We start from the raw sequence: 19187 nt of genomic DNA on the forward strand, positions 1-19187 counted from the left end.
CGTCCCTTTGTGTCGCGCAGGCCACATTTCGTCGGTATCCGATTTGAATTTGTGCCGAAGCGCGCTAATTTGTTGCTTTGCCTGCGATTGCGCCCCATGAACGTCGACTATCTCTTCTACCGGAAGCCGAACAAACCCGGCCCCTATTCGCTCGACGACCTCGGCGACATCGCGCCGCCGATCGGCCCGGGCGACCTGGTGCGCGCGGGCATCGCGCGCGTATTCGAGCAGATCGACTGGCAGGAATCGCCCGACGTGCCGGGCGCGTGGTTCGGTACGGGCGGCGCGGTTTTCCAGTTCACCGCCGAACCCGACGGCCGCGTGACGAGCTTCATGGGCTCGCGCCTCGAGCGCCGCTCGATGCTGCAGCTCACACGCGAAATGGGGCTCATCGCACTCGATCTGCAGCGCGACATCGTCTACGGCTGACGCGTCGCGCGAGGCCCGTTCGCCGAGGCCGGCCGCGCCGCCCTCTCCAGGGCGCTCAACACCCCGCCACACATGGCGCGTGTCCGCCATCGAACTTCAAAGATTGCTATACTTTCGGCCAATTCCGGCTTCCGGCCGGTAATTTGTGCCTGTCTGCGTCGATCGTTCGCCTATCCCGCACGCATTCGACGCCCTGACCATCCCTGCCGGGCATGGCTTCTTCAATCGCCCCGCGTGGGTGTCTCCGTGGAGCTCGTCTTGGCCGTTTCCCATTCCGTCGTGGACGAACAAGAAACCGACGCCGCTGCCGTCACATCGGGCAGTTCTTTCTATCTGGCGATGCGCATCCTGCCGGCCGTGCAGCGCGATGCGATGTTCCAGGTCTACGCGTTTTGCCGCGCGGTCGACGACATCGCCGACAGCGACCTGCCGCGCGCCGAGCGCAACGCGGGCTTGAATCGCTGGCGCGCGGACATCGACGCCTGCTTCGCCGGTCGGCCGCCGCGCCACCTGGTCGCGCTCGATCGCGAGATCCGCGCGTTCAACCTGCAGCGCGACGATTTCCACGCGATGATCGACGGAATGGCGATGGACGCGGCCGAAGATATCTGCGCGCCCGACGAGCCGACGCTCGACCTCTTCTGCGATCGCGTGGCGAGCGCGGCCGGCCGGCTATCGGTGAGGATCTTCGGGATGCCGGAAGCCGAAGGGATCGCGCTGTCGCACCACCTGGGCCGCGCGCTGCAACTGACGAACATCCTGCGCGACATCGACGACGACGCGGCGATCAACCGGTGCTACCTGCCGCGCGAGCTGCTCGCGCGCGAAGGCATCGCGATCACCGATCCGGCGACGATCGTGCGCGATCCGGCGCTGCCGCGCGTGTGCGCGACGCTCGTCGAGCGCGCGCTCGAGCACTTCTGCCAGGCCGATGCGGTGATGGACACCTGCCCGCGTGCGCAGGTGAAGGCGCCGCGCATCATGTCGGGCGCGTATCGCTGCATTCTCGAGGCCGCGATCGCACGCGGCTTTGCCGCGCCGCGCGCGCCGCTGCGCAAGCCGAAGGCGCGCATGCTGATGATCGCCGCGCGCTACGCGCTGTTCTGAGTCGACCGAGGCGATGCCCAGAACCGTCCACGTGATCGGCGCAGGACTCGCGGGCCTGTCTGCCGCGGTCGAGCTGCAACGTCGCGGGCGCCGCATCGTGTTGCACGACGCGCATGCACACGCGGGCGGCCGCTGCCGCTCGTGGTTCGACGGGACGCTGAACACGACGCTCGACAGCGGGCTGCATACGGTTTTCGCGGGGCAGCCCGCGACGCAGCGCTACCTGCGCGCGATCGGCGCGGCCGATCAACTCGCGGGGCCCGCGCTGGCTGAATGCCCGGTCGTGGACGTCGCGTCGCAGCAGCGCTGGACGCTGCGCTTCGGCAACGGCCGCTGGCCGTCGTGGCTGTTCGATGCCGCGTCGCGCGCGCCGGGCACGACGCCGCTCGACTACCTCGCGCTCGCCCCGCTCGCGTTCGCCCGCACGGGCCGCTCGCTCGCGCAGACGATGCGATGCGACGGCGTGCTGTGGGATCGCTGGCTGCGGCCGTTTTTCCTTGGGGTGCTGAATATCGAGCCGCGCCACGCAAGCGCCGAGCTGGCGCGCGCGGCGCTGCGCGGCGCGTTTGCCGCGGGCGGCCCCGGCTGCCGCCCGCTCGTCGCGCGTCGCGGGCTCGGCAGCGCGTTCGTCGAACCGGCGCTGCGGATGCTGCAGTACGGCGGCGCGCAGATCCGCCTGAATTCGCGGCTCGACGCGTTCGAATTCGGCGCGCACGGTAATGCGGTCGATGCGGTGTCGATCGGCGGCGAGCGCATTGATCTCGCGCCGGGCGACGCGGTCGTGCTGGCCGTGCCGCCCGAGGTCGCGCAGCCGCTCGTGCCCGAACTCGCGGCGCCCGACACGTTCAGCGCGGTCGTGACCGCGTATTTCGCGGTCGACGCGTCGACCGGCAATCCGCTGCAGACGACCGTCGTCAACGGCGTCGTCGACGCAGTGCGGACCGGCGACGGGCTGCTCGCGGCGACGATCCGCGATGCGGGTCGCTGGCTCGACATGCCGCGCGACACGCTCGCGCGGCGCATCTGGGAAGACGTCGCGCGCGTGAGCGGCGCGAACCCGGAAACCATTCCCGCGTGGCAGCTCGTCGTCGAGCCGCGCGCGGGCTTTGCGGCGGTGCCGTCGCAGGAAATGAAACGTCCGGCCGTGCGTACGCGCTGGACCAATCTTGTACTCGCGGGCGACTGGATTGCCACCGGCTTGCCCGCCACGATCGAGGGCGCGATCCGTTCCGGCCAGCTGGCCGCGGACGTGCTCCAGACGCAATAAAGAGAGGGACCGATGAACGATCTCACCGAAATGGCTACCTTGTCCGCCGGCGCCGTGCCGGCCGGCGTCGACGCGGCTGTCGCGCGTGCGACCGACGCGCTGCTCGCCGCGCAGCAAGCGGATGGCCACTGGGTCTACGAACTCGAGGCGGATTCGACGATTCCCGCCGAATACGTGCTGCTCGTCCACTATCTTGGCGAGACGCCGAACCTCGAGCTCGAACAGAAGATCGGCAAGTATCTGCGCCGCATCCAGCAGGCCGACGGCGGCTGGCCGCTGTTCACCGACGGCGCGCCGAACATCAGCGCGAGCGTGAAGGCGTATTTCGCGCTGAAGGTGATCGGCGACGACGAGAACGCCGAGCACATGCAGCGCGCGCGCCGTGCCATCCATGCGATGGGCGGCGCCGAGATGTCGAACGTGTTCACGCGCATCCAGCTCGCGCTGTACGGTGCGATTCCGTGGCGCGCGGTGCCGATGATGCCGGTCGAGATCATGCTGCTGCCGCAGTGGTTCCCGTTCCACCTGTCGAAGGTGTCGTACTGGGCGCGCACCGTGATCGTGCCGCTGCTCGTGCTGAACGCGAAGCGTCCGCTCGCGAAGAACCCGCGCGGCGTGCGCATCGACGAGCTGTTCATCGATCCGCCCGTCAACGCCGGGCTGCTGCCGCGCCAGGGCCATCAGAGCGCGGGCTGGTTCGCGTTTTTCCGCGTGGTCGACCATGCGCTGCGCGCGGTCGACGGCCTGTTCCCGAGCTATACGCGCGAACGCGCGATCCGTCAGGCCGTGTCGTTCGTCGACGAGCGCCTGAACGGCGAGGACGGCCTCGGCGCGATCTATCCGGCGATGGCCAACGCGGTGATGATGTACGACGTGCTCGGCTATGCGGAAGATCATCCGAACCGTGCGATCGCGCGCAAGGCGCTCGAGAAGCTGCTCGTCGTGCACGACGACGAGGCGTATTGCCAGCCGTGCCTGTCGCCCGTGTGGGATACGTCGCTCGTCGCGCATGCGCTGCTCGAGACCGGCGATGCGCGTGCCGAGGAAGCCGTGCTGCGCGGCCTCGAATGGCTGCGCCCGCTGCAGATCCTCGACGTGCGCGGCGACTGGATCTCGCGCCGCCCGAACGTGCGGCCCGGCGGCTGGGCGTTCCAGTACGCGAACGCGCACTACCCTGACGTCGACGATACGGCCGTGGTCGTGATGGCGATGGATCGCGCGCAAAAGCTCAAGCAATCGGACACGTATCGCGAATCGATGGCGCGGGCGCGCGAATGGGTCGTCGGCATGCAGAGCAGCGACGGCGGCTGGGGCGCGTTCGAACCGGAAAACACGCAGTACTACCTGAACAACATCCCGTTCTCCGATCACGGCGCGCTGCTCGATCCGCCGACGGCCGACGTGTCGGGCCGCTGCCTGTCGATGCTGTCGCAGCTCGGCGAGACGCCGCTGAACAGCGAGCCGGCCCGCCGCGCGCTCGACTACATGCTGAAGGAACAGGAGCCGGACGGCAGCTGGTACGGCCGTTGGGGGATGAACTACGTGTACGGCACGTGGACGGCGCTGTGCTCGCTGAATGCGGCCGGCCTGACGCCGGACGACCCGCGCATGAAGCGCGCCGCGCAGTGGCTGCTGTCGATCCAGAACAAGGACGGCGGCTGGGGCGAGGACGGCGACAGCTACAAGCTGAACTACCGCGGTTACGAGCAGGCGCCGAGCACGGCGTCGCAGACGGCCTGGGCGCTGCTCGGCCTGATGGCGGCCGGCGAAGTGAACAACCCGGCCGTGGCGCGCGGCGTCGACTACCTCGTCGCTCAGCAGAACGAAGAAGGGCTGTGGGACGAGACGCGCTTCACGGCAACGGGCTTCCCGCGCGTGTTCTACCTGCGCTACCACGGTTATCGCAAGTTCTTCCCGCTGTGGGCGCTGGCGCGCTACCGCAACCTGAAGCGCGCGAACGCGACGCGCGTGACGGTCGGGATGTAACGCGTGGCGACGACGCAGCACGACGGCGTATTGCCCATCATCGCGGTGACCGGGATGGCGTTCGAGGCGCGCATCGCGCGCGGTGAAGGCGTCGAGGCCGTGTTCGCCGCGCGGGCCGACCGGCTCGAGCGGGCGCTGACCGAAGCGACTTCGCGCGGTTGCGCGGGCATCGTCAGCTTCGGCACGGCGGGCGGGCTCGCACCGGATCTCGCGCCCGGTGCGCTCGTGATCGCGAACGCGATCGACGGGCCGTTCGGTCGCGTGGAGACCGACGCGGGCTGGAGCACGCGGCTCGTCGCCGCGCTGCACGACACGCCGGTGTGGGCGCGCGTCACGCGCGGCACGATCGCGGCCGTCGGCGCGCCGGTCGTCAGCGAACAGGACAAGGCGGCGCTGCATCACGCGAAGGGCGCGCTGGCCGTCGACATGGAGTCGCATATCGCGGCGGCCTTCGCGGCTGCACGCGGCGTGCCGTTCGCGGTGTGCCGCGCGATCGTCGATCCGGCGTGGCGCACGCTGCCGAGCGCAGCGACGGCCGGCCTGCGCGACGACGGCAGCACGGCGATCCTGCCGATCCTGCGCGAACTGCTGAAGCAGCCGTCGCAGCTCGGGCCGCTGCTGCAAGTTGCCAGCGATGCGCGCGCAGCGCGCACGACGCTGATTCAGGCGCGGCATGCGTTTGGGCGTGCGGGGGCGATGCGGATCGTCTGAGCAGACACACGCCGCTACCCTTCTTTCCCGCTTTTCGGTCTGCCGTTTCGCGCGCAAAAACAAAGAGCGCTGCATCATGCAGCGCTCTTTGTTTTTGCGCGGACGCCGTTGCGGCGTTACTGCGCGGCGTTACTGCGCGGCGGGACTGCTCGCGGGCAGCGTCGGCATCGCCGGCGCGATCGGCGCGCCGTTGGCAGCCGGCGCTGTCGTCGCTCCCGCCGACGCAGCTGCGGGTGCAGCAGCCGACGCAGCGACCGGTGTCGCGGCAGGCGCACTCGCCGGCATCGCGCTATCCGCGCCCGGATCGTCGTACTGCGGCAATCCCGGCGCGGCCGGTGCATTGTTCGGCGCCGCGCCCGATGCGCCGCCGGGTGTGCCGCCCGCATCGCCCGGGTCCTCATAGTTCGGCAAGCCGCCCGGCATGGTCGGCGTGGCCGCCGGCACTGCACCGGCTTCACCCGGCTCCGCGTAGTTCGGCGCCGCGGCCGACGCCGACTGGCCGTGATACGTGAGCGACTTGCGCTGCTGCAGGTACGCGTCGCGCACGAACGAATACGGATCGAGCGCGGCCTGCTTCAGCAGGTCGGTCGCGCCGAGCAGGTCGGAACGCGCGCTGATGAACTGCGCGATGTACATCGGATTGCGCGCGGCCGGCTCGATGTAGTTCAGCAGGTTGAAGCGCACGTCCACCGCGCGGCCGACGCCATCGCGGATCGTGCTCGGCCCGAACACGGGCAGCACGAGGTACGGGCCGGACGGCATGCCCCAGCGCGCCATCGTCAGCCCGAAATCCTGGTGATGCTTCGGCAGCCCGGCCGGCGTCGCGATGTCGATCAGGCCGGCGACGCCGAACAGCGAGTTCATCGCCACGCGCATCAAATCCTGCGTCGCATCGGTGATGCGCAACTGCAGCAGGTTGTTGGCCATGTTGCCGAGATCGCCGAGGTTCGAGAAGAAGTTGCTGATCGCGGTGCGCACCGGCGTCGGCGTGACTTTCTGGTAGCCCTTCGCGATCGGCTGGGCGATGTTCGTGTCGACCGTGTCGTTGAACTTGTACATCGCCCGGTTCATCGGCTCGAGCGGGTCGTTGGGGTTGCGGTTCGGTCCCGTCGCGCAGCCGGTCAGCACCGCGCTGGCGGCGACGGTCGCCGCAATGATTCGCACCTTATTCATTGATTCCTTGCGATTGGTTCTTGGCGCGCTTGACGCGCGGTTTGCCCATCAGGACGGGCTGGAACACCACGGCGCCGATCAGCGTACAGGTCAGGGCCAGCGCGAGCAGCTTGCCCATGCTCGACGTGCCCGGATGGTGCGACAGCCACAGGCTGCCGAAGGCGGTTGCCGTCGTCGCGGCGCTGAACAGCACGGCGTGCGTGAGGCTCGAATGCAGCAGGCCCGTCTGCCCCGCGCGCCACGCCATCACGAAATACACCTTGAACGCGACGCCGACGCCGAGCATCAGCGGCAGCGCGATGATGTTCGCGAAGTTCAGCGACATGCCGAGCACGACGCACATCTCGAGCGTCACGATGCCCGACACGAGCAGCGGCACGAGCGTGCGCAGCACGTCGCCGAAGCGGCGCAACGTGACCCACAGCAGGACCGTGATCGAGATGATCGACCACATCGCCGCGTGCAGGAACGCGTTGATGATCGTGTCGGCCGAATGCAGGATCGAGATCGGCCCGCCGGTCGTACCCGGTTCCGCGGCCTTCACGGCCTTGGCGAAACGGCGCAGCATCGTGTCGTCGTTCGGATCGACGCCCTTCGGCACCTTCGGCGAGATCTGCACGAGCGCGTGGCCGTCCGGCGCGACCCAGTCGCGCACGATCTGCGGCGGCAGCGATTCGCGCGTGATGTCTTGCGGCTGCAGCAGCGCGGCGAGCTGGTTGAGCGCGATGCGCAGCGTATCGGAGAATGCGCGCTCGGCACGGTCGCGCGTCGCGCTGTCGGCGGCGGCAAGCTTCGCGAGCGACGCGGACAGGTGCTGCGCGGCCGCTGCGCCCGGGCCCGGGTGATCTTCGGCTGCATAGCTCAGCAGATCCGACACGCGCTTGAGCGCGGCCACGCGTTGCGCGTCGGTCGCGGGCGGCGCGGCCGGCTGTGTCAGCGCGGGCAGCAGTTCGCTCGCGGCCGCGGCGATCGCCGCGCGCTTGGCCGGCTGGTCGGCCGGGATGAAGGTCGACAGCGTGGTCGTGCGGCCGACTTCGGGCAGCGCGTCGAGGCGCTTCGCGACCGCATCGGCCTGCGCGAGCGACGGCGCGAGCAGCGTGACGTCGTTGACGGCGGCTTCCGGCGAATCCTTCAGCGCGAGCAGCGTCGCCATCGATTCGCTGTTCGGGTCCTTCAGGTGCAGCGGGTTGAAGTCGAAATGCAGGAACGCGAGCAGCGGCAGCGCGCCGATCACGACCGCGAGCGTGCCGATCAGGATCGGCTTGCGATGGCGATCGAGGTAATCGTCGACGGGCGCGAGCCACGGGAAACCCGGCGTCTTCGATTCGCCCGGCGGCGCGAACAGGCGCAGCAGCGCCGGCAGCAGCGTGAGCGTGGTCAGCAGCGCGACGAACATCCCGACGCCCGCGATCAGACCGAGCTCGGACACGCCGCGATACGCGGTCGGGATGAACGAGAAGAAGCTCGCCGCGACGGCCGCCGTGGCCAGCGCGAGCGGCATGCCCATCGAATGCGCGGCGCCGATCAGTGCGTGATCGATGCGCTCGTCGCGGAAGCGTTCCTCGCGATACTTCACGCCGTACTGGATCGAGAAATCGACGCCGAGGCCGACGAACAGCACCATGAACGCGACCGAGATCATGTTCAGCGAGCCGACCATCGCGAGGCCGAGCGCGGCCGTCACGACGAGGCCGACGAACAGCGTGACGAGCACCGAGCCGATCATCCGCTTCGAGCGCAGCGCGAGCCACAGGATCACGAGCACGGCGAGCAGCGTGAGTACGCCGTTGAGTGCGGCGCCGTCTTCGACCGACGCGAATTCGTCGTCGGCGAGCGGTTGTTCGCCGGTCAGGCGCACGGCCGCGCCGTAGCGCTTGTCGAGCTCGAGCGACCGGGCCGCGTCGCGGATCACCTGGCTCGTTGCCGCGCCGGCCTTCAGCGCGCCGTAGTTGACCACCGGCTGAACGGTGACGAACGCGCGCGCGGGCTGCCGCGCCGCGTCGTTGTCGACCAGCGCGCGCCACGAGAACGCGGCCGGCTTGCCGGCCAGCACGTCGTCGACCGTCGCGGCGCTGCGCGCGAGCAGCTTCGCCATCGCGGGCAGCTTCACCTGGCCGGTCAGCAGCGGCTGGCCGAGCGTGGTGGACAGCGTGGTGGCGAGCCCGGTGAGGCTCGGGTTCTTCGCGAGTTCGTTGACGAGCGGGCGGGCGCTCGCGAGCTGCGCGGTCGTATCGGAGACCTCCTGCGGCGACAGGAACAGCAGCCCGTTGTGCTCGAAGAACGGCCCGCCGCCCGGTTCGGCGACCGGGCCGATACGGCCGGCATCGGCGTCCTTGCGCAGCGCTTCGGTGAGTGCATGCGCGGCGGCAGTCGCGAATTCGGGCGCGGGTGCCTCGACGACGGCGAGGATCGTGCCGTTGCGTTGCGGGAACGCGTTGTCGACCGCCTTGCTCAGTGCGGCCCATTGCGGCTCCGCATCGACGAGCTTGCTGATGTCGGTGTTGATCTTGAAATGCTGCGCGACGTAGACGCCGCTGAAGGCGGCGATGACGAGCGACAGGACGACGACCCAGACGGGGCGGCGCACCGACCACGCAACGAGTCGGACGATGAGAGATGTCACCATGTGGCGGTGGGGAGCGGCTGGCTAGGGCAAAGTAGCCAAGTATACCGGCGCGGCGCGGCGACGGTCGTGACGTTGCAGAGAATCGGGGCGGGAAGGATATTTGCTACCGGCGTGGCAATCGGATCGCGCAGCCGGCCCATTTGTATGGGGATATTTACATAATCGCCACGGCGATGCGTCGACACGCCGCCAAGGGCCTGTGACAAACGGCGCTGAAAGGTAACAGTCGGTCACCGCGCGGCAACGGGGCGTCAGGCCCGGTATACTTTGCTCCACCGGCCGATGCAAAGAGCCGGCCGTTTTTTCCCATCGAGTGCGAAATTCGTATGAAACGTCATCTGTTTGCTTTCGTCGCGGCGGCCGCCGTGTCGGTTTCCGCTTTCGCGCAGAGCGCGCCGGTCGATGTCGTCCGCACGGCGGTCGAGGGTACCGTCAATGCGATGAAGGCCGATCCGGCCGCGCGCGGCGGCGACATGGCGAAGATCACGCAGGTCGTCGAGCAGCGCTTCCTGCCCGTGACCAACTTCGAGCGCACGACCCGCATCGCGGTCGGCGACGCGTGGAAGCAGGCCACGCCGCAACAGCAGCAGGAACTGTACAAGCAGTTCCGCTTGCTGATGACGCGCACCTACGCCGCGTCGCTCGCGCAGCTCGGCAACCAGGACGCGAAGTTCTCGTTCAAGCCGGGCGGCGCGTCGGGCGCGGACGCGCTCGTGCAATCGACGGTGACGACGCCGGGCGACAGCCAGTCGGTCGGCTATCGTCTCGGCAAGGTCGGCAACGACTGGAAGATCTACGACATCGACATGTCGGGTGCGTGGCTGATCCAGGTCTATCAGGGTCAATTCAAGAGCCAGCTCGCGACGGGCGGGATCGACGGCCTGATCGCGTATCTGCAGAAACACAATTCGCGGACGAACTGACGGCTGTTGCAAGGCCGTGGTCCGAATGCAGGAAGGGCGCCCTCGGGCGCCCTTTTTTCATGGCGGCGAGTGGATTGCCGCTATGTGCCGACACCGAGCATCCGCAGGCAATCGTCGACCACCGCATCGACGAACGCGGCGCGATCCGTTTCCGGCGACGCGATGATGTGGTCGGTCGCGCCGTGCACGCCGGCGTAGATCAGCAGCGCGGTGACTGGCGGGTGCGCGAGCCGCCAGGCGCCGGCCCGGACGCCACCGTCGAGAATCGCACCGAGCTGCTCGAGGATCGCGTTCTTGTCGGCATTCTCGCGATCGTGGTGATGATGGTTCGTGTAGACGATGTCGTGCGTGCGATAAGTCGCCGCGTAGATTTCGATGCTGGCGCGGATCCACGCACGCAGGCGCGCGAGCCAGTCGTCGGCGTCGCACCCGTTCACCGCGTGCTGCAACTGGTCGAGGAAGGATGCCGTGTAGCGCTGCGCGAGCGCCGCGAGCATGTCGGCCTTCGATTCGAAGTAGTGATAGAACGTGCCCTTCGCGACCTGCGCGTGCTCGACGATCTCGCTGATGGTCGTCGCCTCGACGCCCTGCGCGAGGAACAGCGTCTCGGCCGCGGCCATCAGCTCTTCGAGGCGGACTTCCGCCGGCTTCGTGCGCGGCTTGCCCGCCGCCCCGTCGTCTTTCCCTGTCCTGATCCCTGTCTTGGTCCTGTCCGTCATCGCGCGGCTCGACGCCCGTTCATGCAAAGCCCGCAGTTTAGGCCAGCACCTCGTTTACGGCCAACGTAGTTAATTGACCGACGGTCAGTCGATATATAAGATGAGAAGCATTCTCATTGACAGGCCCGCCGCGGGCCGACCGCCATGTCTCGTTACCGTCGTGCCGCACTCGTTCTGGCCGCGTGTCTGGGCACCTTTCTCGCCACGCTGGACATCAGCATCGTCAACGTTGCGTTACCGACGCTGCAGACGGCGCTCGATACCGATATCGGCGGCCTGCAGTGGGTCGTCAACGCGTACGCGCTCGCGCTGTCCGCATTCATGCTGTCGGCCGGCCCGCTCGGTGACCGCTATGGTCACAAGCGCGTGTGGCTCGCCAGCGTGATCCTGTTCACGGCCGGGTCGATCGTCTGCGCGTGTGCGGGCCGGATCGAGCCGCTGCTGGCTGGCCGCGCGATCCAGGGGCTCGCCGGCGCGTTGCTGATTCCCGGTGCGATGCCGATCCTCACCCATGCGTTTCCCGACGCGCGCGAACGCGCCCGCGTGATCGGCGGGTGGTCGGCGTTCAGCGCGCTCGCGCTGATCGTCGGGCCGCTGCTGGGCGGCCTGCTCGTCGAGCATGGCGGATGGCAGGACATCTTTCTCGTCAACGTGCCGATCGGTATCGTTGCCGTGCTGCTCGGCGCCTGGGGCATTCCGGAGCGGCGGCATCCGGAGCATGCGGCGTTCGATCCGTTCGGGCAGGTGCTGAGCGTGGCGTGGCTCGGCCTGCTGACCTACGGGCTGATCGGCATCGGCGAAGCCGGCACCTCGCACGTGAAGGTGCTGGCGCCGCTGGCGGGCGCGGCGGTGGCGTTCGTCGTATTCGTCCGTGTCGAAACGCGTGTCGCGCGGCCGCTGTTGCCGGTGTGGCTGTTTCGCGACCGGCGGCTGGTGCGCGCGAATCTCGCGTCGTTCGTGCTCGGGTTCTCGGGGTACAGCAGCCTGTTCTTCCTGTCGTTGTTCCTGCAGCAGGCGCAGGGCCGTGCGCCCGCCGCAGCCGGGTGGCAACTGATGCCGCAGTTTGTGATGACGGCGATCACGTCGATGCTGTTCGGGCGCATCGCGGCGCGTATCCCGTTGCGCGCGCTGATGGTGGCCGGGTACGGGTTGATCGGCGCGATGCTCGCGGTGATGGCCGGCTTCGGTGCGGCAACCCCCTATGCGGCGCTCGGCGTGGTGCTGGCGCTGCTCGGCGTCGGCATGGGGCTCGCGGTGCCGGCGACCGGCATGACCGTGATGGAGCTGGCGCCGGCGGAGCGCGCGGGCATGGCGTCGGCGACGATGAACGCGTTGCGCCAGACCGGGATGAGCCTGGGCATCGCGGTGCTCGGCAGCATGATGAGCGTGGGCGCGTTGCACCGGATGACGGTGGCGATGCACGTGGCGGGCAGTGCGCAAGCGGATACGCTCGCGCGGCAGGCAGTGATGGAGCACGTGTTCGTGGCTGGGCGACCTGACATGCTCGGCGCGTATCGGGATGCGATGACGCACGGGTTTTCGATCGCGATCCTGTGTTCCGGGATCCTCAGTATGGCGGTCGTGGTGATGTTGACGATGCGGCGTGAAAAGGAGCCGCGAACGGCCGTATCGTGCGTGACGCCTTCGCAGCCGGAACCGGAATGAGGCGGCGTTTCGGCCGATCGCCTTTTTCGTTGCGAATCGGTGCGGCAGGCGCGCCTACCGCCGCCGATGCTCGACCGCGAACTTGATCAGCTCGGCCTGCCCTTCGATCTCCAGCTTGCGCTTCAGGTTGAGCCGATGCGTCTCGACCGTGCGCACCGACAGCCCCGTCTGTTGCGCGATCTGCTTGCTCGACAGCCCTTCGGCCAGCGCGTCGAGGATGTCGCGCTCGCGCGGCGTCAAGCGGTCCAGCGGCGATGCGGTCGCGCTGGCCTGGATCATCCGCGCGGCCAGCCCTTCGCTGAAGAACGTCTGCCCGGCCAGCACCGCGCCGATCGCGCGGACGATCTCGCTTGCGGGCGAATCCTTCAGCAGGTAGCCGCTCGCGCCGGCGCGCACCGCCTGCGTCACGTATTCGATGTTGTCGTGCATCGACAGCATCAGCACGCGGATGCCCGGAAACCGCTCATGAAACACGCCCGCGAGCGTGATGCCGTTCATTCCGTTCATGCCGACGTCCATCAGCGCGAGATCGGGTTCGAGCGACTCGGCGAGCGCGAGCGCCTCGTCCGCGTTGCCGGCCTCGCCGACCACCGACAGGTCGGCCGCTTCCAGCCGCATCCGCAAGCCGTCGCGCACGAGCGGGTGATCGTCGACGAGCAGCAGTCGGGCAGCGGGCCGGGCGGTATCGGGGGCGCTCATGCGTGAAAGTCTCCTGTGATGGGGCGCGTCGTCACGCCGCGCCGGGCAGCGGCACGCTCGCGGCGACGATCGTGTGGCCGACCTGCGACGTGATCGTCAGCGTGCCGCCGAGTGCGTCGAGGCGTTCGCGCATGTTGCGCAGGCCGATGCCGTGGCGCACGTCGGCCTGCGAGCGTTCGGCGTCGAAGCCGCAGCCGTTGTCGGCGATCGTCAGCGTGACGGTGTGCGCGCCGACGTCGAGCGTGACGGCCGCGCGCGACGCCCGCGCATGATGCACGATGTTGCTGAGCGCTTCCTGTGCAATCCGGAACAGCGCGGTGTTGACGGCTTCGGGCAGCGGCTGCGTGCCGCTGTGCGCGACCTGCGTATAGCCGATGTCGATGCCGCTTTCGGCGCCGAGTTCGCGCACGAGTTGCTCGAGCGCGGCCGCGAGGCCGAGATCGTCGAGCATCGACGGCCGCAGCGCATGCGAGATGCGCCGGACCTCGCGCAGCGTGTCGCCGAGCCGCCCGACGCCCGACGCGAGCGCCTGCTCGGCTTCGGGCACGCGCGACGTGCCGCGCTCGAAGCGTGCGAGCGCCGATTCGAGCATCAGCTTCGCGGACACCATCATCTGGCTGATCCCGTCGTGCAGTTCGCGCGACAGCCGCGCGCGCTCCTGCTCCTGCGATTCGACGACGCGCTGCGCGAGCAGCTTGAGCTTCGCATCGGCGCTGCGCGACTCGCTGACGTTCAGCACCAACGCACACACGGCGATCGCCGCCGCGCCGGTGAGCGCGATCGCGGTGAGCCAGCTCATCGTGCGTTCGATGTTCGCGGACGCGCGCGCGTCGATGCGCTGCAGTGCGGTATCGACGTCGTCGAGATAGATGCCGGTGCCGACCATCCAGCCCCAGCGCTCGAGCGCGACGACATAGCCGAGCTTCGGCGCGACGCGGCCCGTCGACGGCCGCTGCCAGGCGTAGCGCACGTAGCCGCCGCCGTGCGATGCCGCGCCGATCAGCTTCTGGATCGTTAGCGCGCCCTGCGGGTCGCGCATCGACCAGAAGTTGTGGCCGACGCGCTCGGGCTCGCGCGGATGCATCAGCGAATTGCCGTGCAGGTCGTACACGAAGAAATAGCCGTCGGGGCCGAAATCCATCTTCTGCAGCATCGCGAGCGCCTGGGTGCGCAGCAGCGCATCGTCGCGCGCATTGCGGCCGCTCGCGTCGTAGAGCGGCATGATCGCGCTCGTCGCGAGCTCGACGTAGTGTTTCAGCTCGACTTCCTTGCTCGACAGGTACGCGGCCTGGATCGTCGCGTGCTGGGTGCGCGCGAGCGACGTCGCCTGCTGGCGCACGCCGAAGCCGATGCCGGCGATCGCGAGCAGGAACGGCACGATGGCCAGAAGGAAGATCTTTGCCTTGAGTCTCATGGTGGTGCGAAGCGGCCGCGAACGGGTGCGGCCGGTCAGGCGCCGGCTGGCCGCGCGCATCGGCCGCGCGGCGGCGCGGTGGCGTATCGAGCCGATATTGTCGGTGATTTTGCACGCGGACGGCGGCGGCCCCGCCGCTGTCCGTACGCTCAGGCCTGCCGCGACTCGAGATCGTCCGGCGACGTGGCTGCCTGTACGACGATGCGGTTGCGCCCGCCTTCCTTCGCCCGGTACAACGCCTCGTCGGCCAGCTTCAGCGCGGCCTGGATGTTGTCGTCGCGCTCGGGATAGCTGGTCGTCACGCCGATGCTCACCGTCAGCCGGCCGACCGTGCCGGCGTCGTGCCGGATGCCGAGATCGAGGATGCCCGTGCGGATCGTTTCGGCGATCGTCACCGCGCCGTCCGTGTCGATGTCCGGCAGCACCACGACGAATTCCTCGCCACCGTAGCGCGCCGCATAGTCGGCCGGCCGGCGCAGGCATCCGGCGATGCAGTGGCCGACCGCGGCGAGTGCGTCGTCGCCGGCCTGGTGGCCCTGCGTGTCGTTGTAGTGCTTGAAGTAATCGACGTCGATGAACAGCAGCGACAACGCATGTTGCGAACGTGCGGCGCGGCGCCATTCGCGCGCGAGCGTGACGTCGAGCATCCGGCGGTTGTCGAGGCCCGTCAGGCCGTCGGTGCGCGCGAGCGCCTGCAGCTCGGTTTCCGCGCGGTGGCGCTTGCGCAGCTGCACGTCGAGCAGCAGCGACAGGCCGACGAAGCCGATCGCGAGCAAGACCATCGCGGAGCCGATCGGGATCGCACGGTCGTACCACGCGGCGTAGGTGTCCGCTTCCGAGCGCGCGACCATGACGATGAGCGGCAGGCCGTCGAGGTGCCGGAACACGTACAGGCGCCGCACGCCGTCGATCGATGCGGTATCGGCGAAGCTGCCTTCGCTGGCGGTCATGAATTGCCGGAACGTGCTCGCGCGGCTGATGTCGCGGCCGACGATCTTGGGGTCGTACGGCTCGCGCGCGACCATCTTGCCGTCCGTGTTGATCAGCGCAACCGAACCGCGATCGCCGAGCGACAGGCGCGAGAACAGGTTCTGAAAATATTCGAGCCGGATCGACATCACCGCGACGCCGCCGAACGACCCGTCGGGCCGCGTGATCCGCCGGCTCAGCGCGATGCTCGGCGAGCCCCCGCGCAGCCGGGAATGATACGGATCGCTGACGTACAGGCCGACGTCGGGGCGGGCGCGGTGCACGGTGAAGTACGGCTCGTTGCCGAAGTTGGCCTTGCGCGGCACGTCGCTCTTGCCGTCGACCGCGATGTCGCCCTTCGCGTCGAGCACGTAGATGCCGCCGAGGTACTTGGCCGTCGTCGCACGGTCGAACAGCACCTGGCGGCGCAGCGGCATCGGCAGCCTGGTGACTTCGGGGTCGTTCGCGCCTTCGACCACCGCCTGCAGCGACAGCGAATAGATCTCGATGTTGCGTTCGATGTCCCACGACGCCATCAGCGCGAGGTTCTGCTGCATGCTGCGCGAGCGGTCGCGCGCATCGATACGGCCTTCGTACAGCACGATCCCGCACAGGAGCAGCAGGATCAGCGCGATCAGCAGCCCCGTATAGAAGATCAGGTGCGGCAGGAGGAACCGGCGCAGATGAGCGGCGACACGGCTCGTCAGGCCGGATTCGCTGGGCATTGCGTAGTCGGTTTCGGCCATGGTCCGTGGATCGGGGGCATCGTCGCCGGGCGGCGGGCCGATGCGATTGTTCGTATGACTACCGGTGGCGATCCGGTGCGCAGCCCTGCCCGTACCAGCCCTCCGTTCAGCTGAGAAAACGGGCACCGATTATCGACGATCGCGGCCGGATAAACCCTATATTCATAGGTAAACGTCTACTGCAATTCGACGATCCGATGAATCGCGCGATGCGAATTCCACGGAGTATAACGCGCGTGTTTGCATGCGCGGAAAATGTTGCGTCGGGTTGATCGGGGTCAAATTATGGTGTAATCCCGGGCTTGCAAATATCGGGGGAAGCGTTGCCCCGCAAGGCTTTGCGGCGCGGCGGAAGGCGGGGCGCCATACGGCCGCGGAAACGGCGAATTAACGATCGGCGGACCGTCGCACGCGAAAGCCGGCGATAGGCGCCGATTATCGGTTTCAACGATCGGGTGAACGCGAATATGAAAAACGGGCAGCCGTGAGGCTGCCCGTTTCGCGAGGCCGGTGTACAACCGGCATTCCGGCATGCGGGACGCGCCTGCCTGCGCAGGTTTATGCGCCGTGCTGCTGCGCCTTGAACGCGAGCCGGAACCGATGCAGCAGCGGCTCGGTATAGCCGCTCGGCTGCGACGTGCCTTGCAGCGCGAGCGCGCACGCGGCCTTGAACGCGGTCGACTGGTCGTAGCCGGGCGCCATCGGGCGATAGTTCGGATCGCCGGCGTTCTGCTGGTCGACGACGCGGGCCATCCGCTTGAACACGTCGAGCACGAACGCCTCGGTGATCACGCCGTGGCGCAGCCAGTTCGCGATGTGCTGGCTCGAAATGCGCAGCGTCGCGCGATCTTCCATCAGGCCGACGTCGTGGATGTCCGGCACCTTCGAGCAGCCGACGCCCTGTTCGACCCAGCGCACGACGTAGCCGAGGATGCCCTGCGCGTTGTTCTCGACCTCGCTCAGGATCTCGGCCTCGCTCCACGCGGCACGCTCGACGACCGGCACGGTCAGCAGCCCTTCGAGCAGCGCGTCGCGCTCGCTCGCGTACGGTGTCTTCTCGAGTTCCTGCTGGACGGCCTGCACGTCGACGAGGTGGTAGTGCAGCGCGTGCAGCGTCGCGGCGGTCGGCGACGGCACCCAGGCGGTGTTCGCGCCGGCGCGCGGATGCGCGATCTTCTGCTCGAGCATCGCATGCATCAGGTCCGGCATCGCCCACATGCCCTTGCCGATCTGCGCGCGGCCGCGCAGGCCGGCCGACAGGCCCGCGAGCACGTTGTTGCGCTCGTACGACTGGATCCACGCCGACGACTTCATGTCGCCCTTGCGGATCATCGGGCCCGCTTCCATCGCGGTATGCATCTCGTCGCCGGTGCGGTCGAGGAAGCCGGTGTTGATGAACGCGACGCGCGCGGCCGCTGCCGCGATACACGCGGCGAGGTTCACGCTGGTGCGGCGCTCCTCGTCCATGATGCCCATCTTCAGCGTGTTGCGCGGCAGGTTGTACAGATCTTCGATGCGCGCGAACAGCGTGTCGGCGAACGCGACTTCGACCGGCCCGTGCATCTTCGGCTTCACGATGTAGATCGAGCCCGTGCGCGAGTTGCGCTTGGCCTTCAGGTCGTGCAGCGCGCACAGCGTCGTGACGACGCCATCGAGAATCCCTTCCGGAATTTCGTTACCGTCGCGGTCGAGCACCGCGCCGTTGGTCATCAGGTGGCCGACGTTGCGCACGAACAGCAGCGAGCGGCCGTGCAGCGACAGCGTGCCGCCGGCCGGCGTCGTGTACTCGCGATCGGCGTTCAGGCGGCGCGTGAAGGTCTTGCCGCCCTTCGCGACTTCCTCGACCAGCGTGCCCTGCATCAGGCCGAGCCAGTTGCGGTAGAGCTGGACCTTGTCGTCGGCGTCGACCGCCGCGACCGAATCCTCGCAGTCGATGATCGTGCTGACCGCGGCTTCGAGCACGACGTCCTTCACGTTCGCGAGATCGGCGCGGCCGATCGGGGTCGACGCATCGATCTGGATCTCGAGGTGCAGGCCGTTGTGCTTCAGCAGGATCGCGGACGGCGCATCGGCCGCGCCTTGATAGCCGACGAACTGCGCCGGCTGCGCGAGGTGCACGACGCCCTGCGCGGTTTCGACCGCGAGCTGGCCGTCCTGCACGCGGTAGCGCAGCGCGTCGCGGTGCGAGCCGCTCGCGAGCGGCGCCGCGTTGTCGAGCACATTGCGCGCGTAGTCGATCACGCGCTGGCCGCGCGTCGGGTTGTAGGCCGCGGTGCGTTCGGCGCCGCCGTCTTCCGGCAGCGCGTCGGTGCCGTACAGCGCGTCGTACAGGCTGCCCCAGCGTGCGTTCGCGGCGTTCAGCGCATAGCGTGCGTTCGACAGCGGCACGACGAGCTGCGGGCCGGCCTGCGTGGCGATCTCGCTGTCGACGTTCGCGGTGGCTGCCGCGACGTTCGACGGGACCGGCACGAGGTAGCCGATTTTTTCGAGGAACGCGCGATACGCGGCATGGTCGCGTACCGGGCCGGGGTGCGCGCGATGCCACGCGTCGAGTTCCTGCTGCAGGCGGTCGCGTTCGGCGAGCAGCTCGCGGTTGCGCGGCGCGAGGTCGTGCACCAGCGCCGAGAAACCGCTCCAGAACGCGGCCTTGTCGATGCCGGTGCCCGGCAGCGCTTCGTTTTCAATGAACTGGCTTAGCGCTGGCGCGACTTGCAGTCCTGCTTGGTCGATCATCGTGAATCCTCCCGGGGAAA

At 68.4% G+C, this 19187-nt stretch carries 14 protein-coding genes; 7 read left to right on the top strand and 7 right to left on the bottom strand.

Features of this window, described 5'->3' with window-relative positions; genetic code table 11:
• Positions 1–96 precede the first annotated feature (96 nt).
• From AP428_RS27185 to AP428_RS27205, 5 genes are all read left to right on the top strand, one after another.
• A complete protein-coding gene (locus tag AP428_RS27185; RefSeq protein WP_006480205.1) occupies positions 97–429 on the top strand; it encodes a hypothetical protein in 333 nt (110 codons plus the stop codon).
• A 258-nt stretch (positions 430–687) separates the two neighbouring features.
• Entirely contained in the window at positions 688–1536 is an 849-nt protein-coding gene (gene hpnD / locus AP428_RS27190) for a presqualene diphosphate synthase HpnD (RefSeq protein WP_041489446.1), read from the top strand.
• 13 nt (positions 1537–1549) lie between these two features.
• Positions 1550–2803, top strand: coding sequence for a hydroxysqualene dehydroxylase HpnE (gene hpnE, locus AP428_RS27195; protein WP_011548764.1), 1254 nt, complete (start codon positions 1550–1552; stop codon positions 2801–2803).
• A 12-nt stretch (positions 2804–2815) separates the two neighbouring features.
• Complete coding sequence (shc, locus tag AP428_RS27200) at positions 2816–4789, top strand: squalene--hopene cyclase (RefSeq protein WP_011548765.1); 1974 nt, start codon at positions 2816–2818, stop codon at positions 4787–4789.
• Positions 4790–4792: 3 nt separating this feature from the next.
• On the top strand, positions 4793–5500 hold the full coding sequence (locus tag AP428_RS27205; protein ID WP_011548766.1) for a phosphorylase: 708 nt from the start codon (positions 4793–4795) through the stop codon (positions 5498–5500).
• A gap of 129 nt (positions 5501–5629) precedes the next feature.
• On the opposite strand, the gene AP428_RS27210 is transcribed toward AP428_RS27205, so the two are convergent.
• Positions 5630–6673: a VacJ family lipoprotein gene (locus tag AP428_RS27210; RefSeq protein WP_011548767.1), complete on the bottom strand. Its 1044-nt coding sequence runs from the start codon at positions 6671–6673 to the stop codon at positions 5630–5632.
• Positions 6666–9299: an MMPL family transporter gene (locus tag AP428_RS27215; protein WP_011548768.1), complete on the bottom strand. Its 2634-nt coding sequence runs from the start codon at positions 9297–9299 to the stop codon at positions 6666–6668. The genes AP428_RS27210 and AP428_RS27215 overlap by 8 nt, the downstream gene beginning before the upstream one ends.
• Positions 9300–9625: 326 nt before the next feature.
• On the opposite strand from AP428_RS27215, the gene AP428_RS27220 reads away from it, so the two are divergent.
• Positions 9626–10222 carry a phospholipid-binding protein MlaC gene (locus tag AP428_RS27220; protein ID WP_006480212.1) on the top strand — a complete coding sequence of 199 codons (597 nt, stop codon included), beginning with the start codon at positions 9626–9628 and terminating at the stop codon, positions 10220–10222.
• Between the two features lie 80 nt (positions 10223–10302).
• On the opposite strand, the gene AP428_RS27225 is transcribed toward AP428_RS27220, so the two are convergent.
• Positions 10303–10941, bottom strand: coding sequence for a TetR/AcrR family transcriptional regulator (locus tag AP428_RS27225; RefSeq protein WP_011548769.1), 639 nt, complete (start codon positions 10939–10941; stop codon positions 10303–10305).
• Positions 10942–11085: 144 nt separating this feature from the next.
• On the opposite strand from AP428_RS27225, the gene AP428_RS27230 reads away from it, so the two are divergent.
• Positions 11086–12606 (top strand): MFS transporter, encoded by a 1521-nt coding sequence (locus AP428_RS27230; protein WP_011548770.1) that lies wholly within the window; start codon positions 11086–11088, stop codon positions 12604–12606.
• Positions 12607–12660: 54 nt separating this feature from the next.
• Here AP428_RS27230 and AP428_RS27235 read toward each other — a convergent pair whose 3' ends face one another.
• The 4 genes from AP428_RS27235 to AP428_RS27250 form a co-directional block, all read right to left on the bottom strand.
• The gene (locus tag AP428_RS27235) at positions 12661–13305 is read right to left on the bottom strand and encodes a response regulator transcription factor (protein WP_011548771.1); all 645 of its coding nucleotides are present in this window, start codon (positions 13303–13305) and stop codon (positions 12661–12663) included.
• 31 nt (positions 13306–13336) lie between these two features.
• Positions 13337–14719, bottom strand: coding sequence for a cache domain-containing protein (locus AP428_RS27240; protein WP_041489506.1), 1383 nt, complete (start codon positions 14717–14719; stop codon positions 13337–13339).
• A 149-nt stretch (positions 14720–14868) separates the two neighbouring features.
• Positions 14869–16434, bottom strand: a complete 1566-nt coding sequence (locus AP428_RS27245) for a sensor domain-containing diguanylate cyclase (RefSeq protein ID WP_011548773.1) — start codon at positions 16432–16434, stop codon at positions 14869–14871.
• Positions 16435–16992: 558 nt separating this feature from the next.
• Positions 16993–19167 carry a malate synthase G gene (locus AP428_RS27250; RefSeq protein WP_011694906.1) on the bottom strand — a complete coding sequence of 725 codons (2175 nt, stop codon included), beginning with the start codon at positions 19165–19167 and terminating at the stop codon, positions 16993–16995.
• Positions 19168–19187 lie beyond the last annotated feature (20 nt).

The sequence above is a fragment of the Burkholderia sp. E168m22 genome (assembly GCF_001319805.1).
Classification (GTDB): Bacteria; Pseudomonadota; Gammaproteobacteria; order Burkholderiales; family Burkholderiaceae; genus Burkholderia; species Burkholderia orbicola.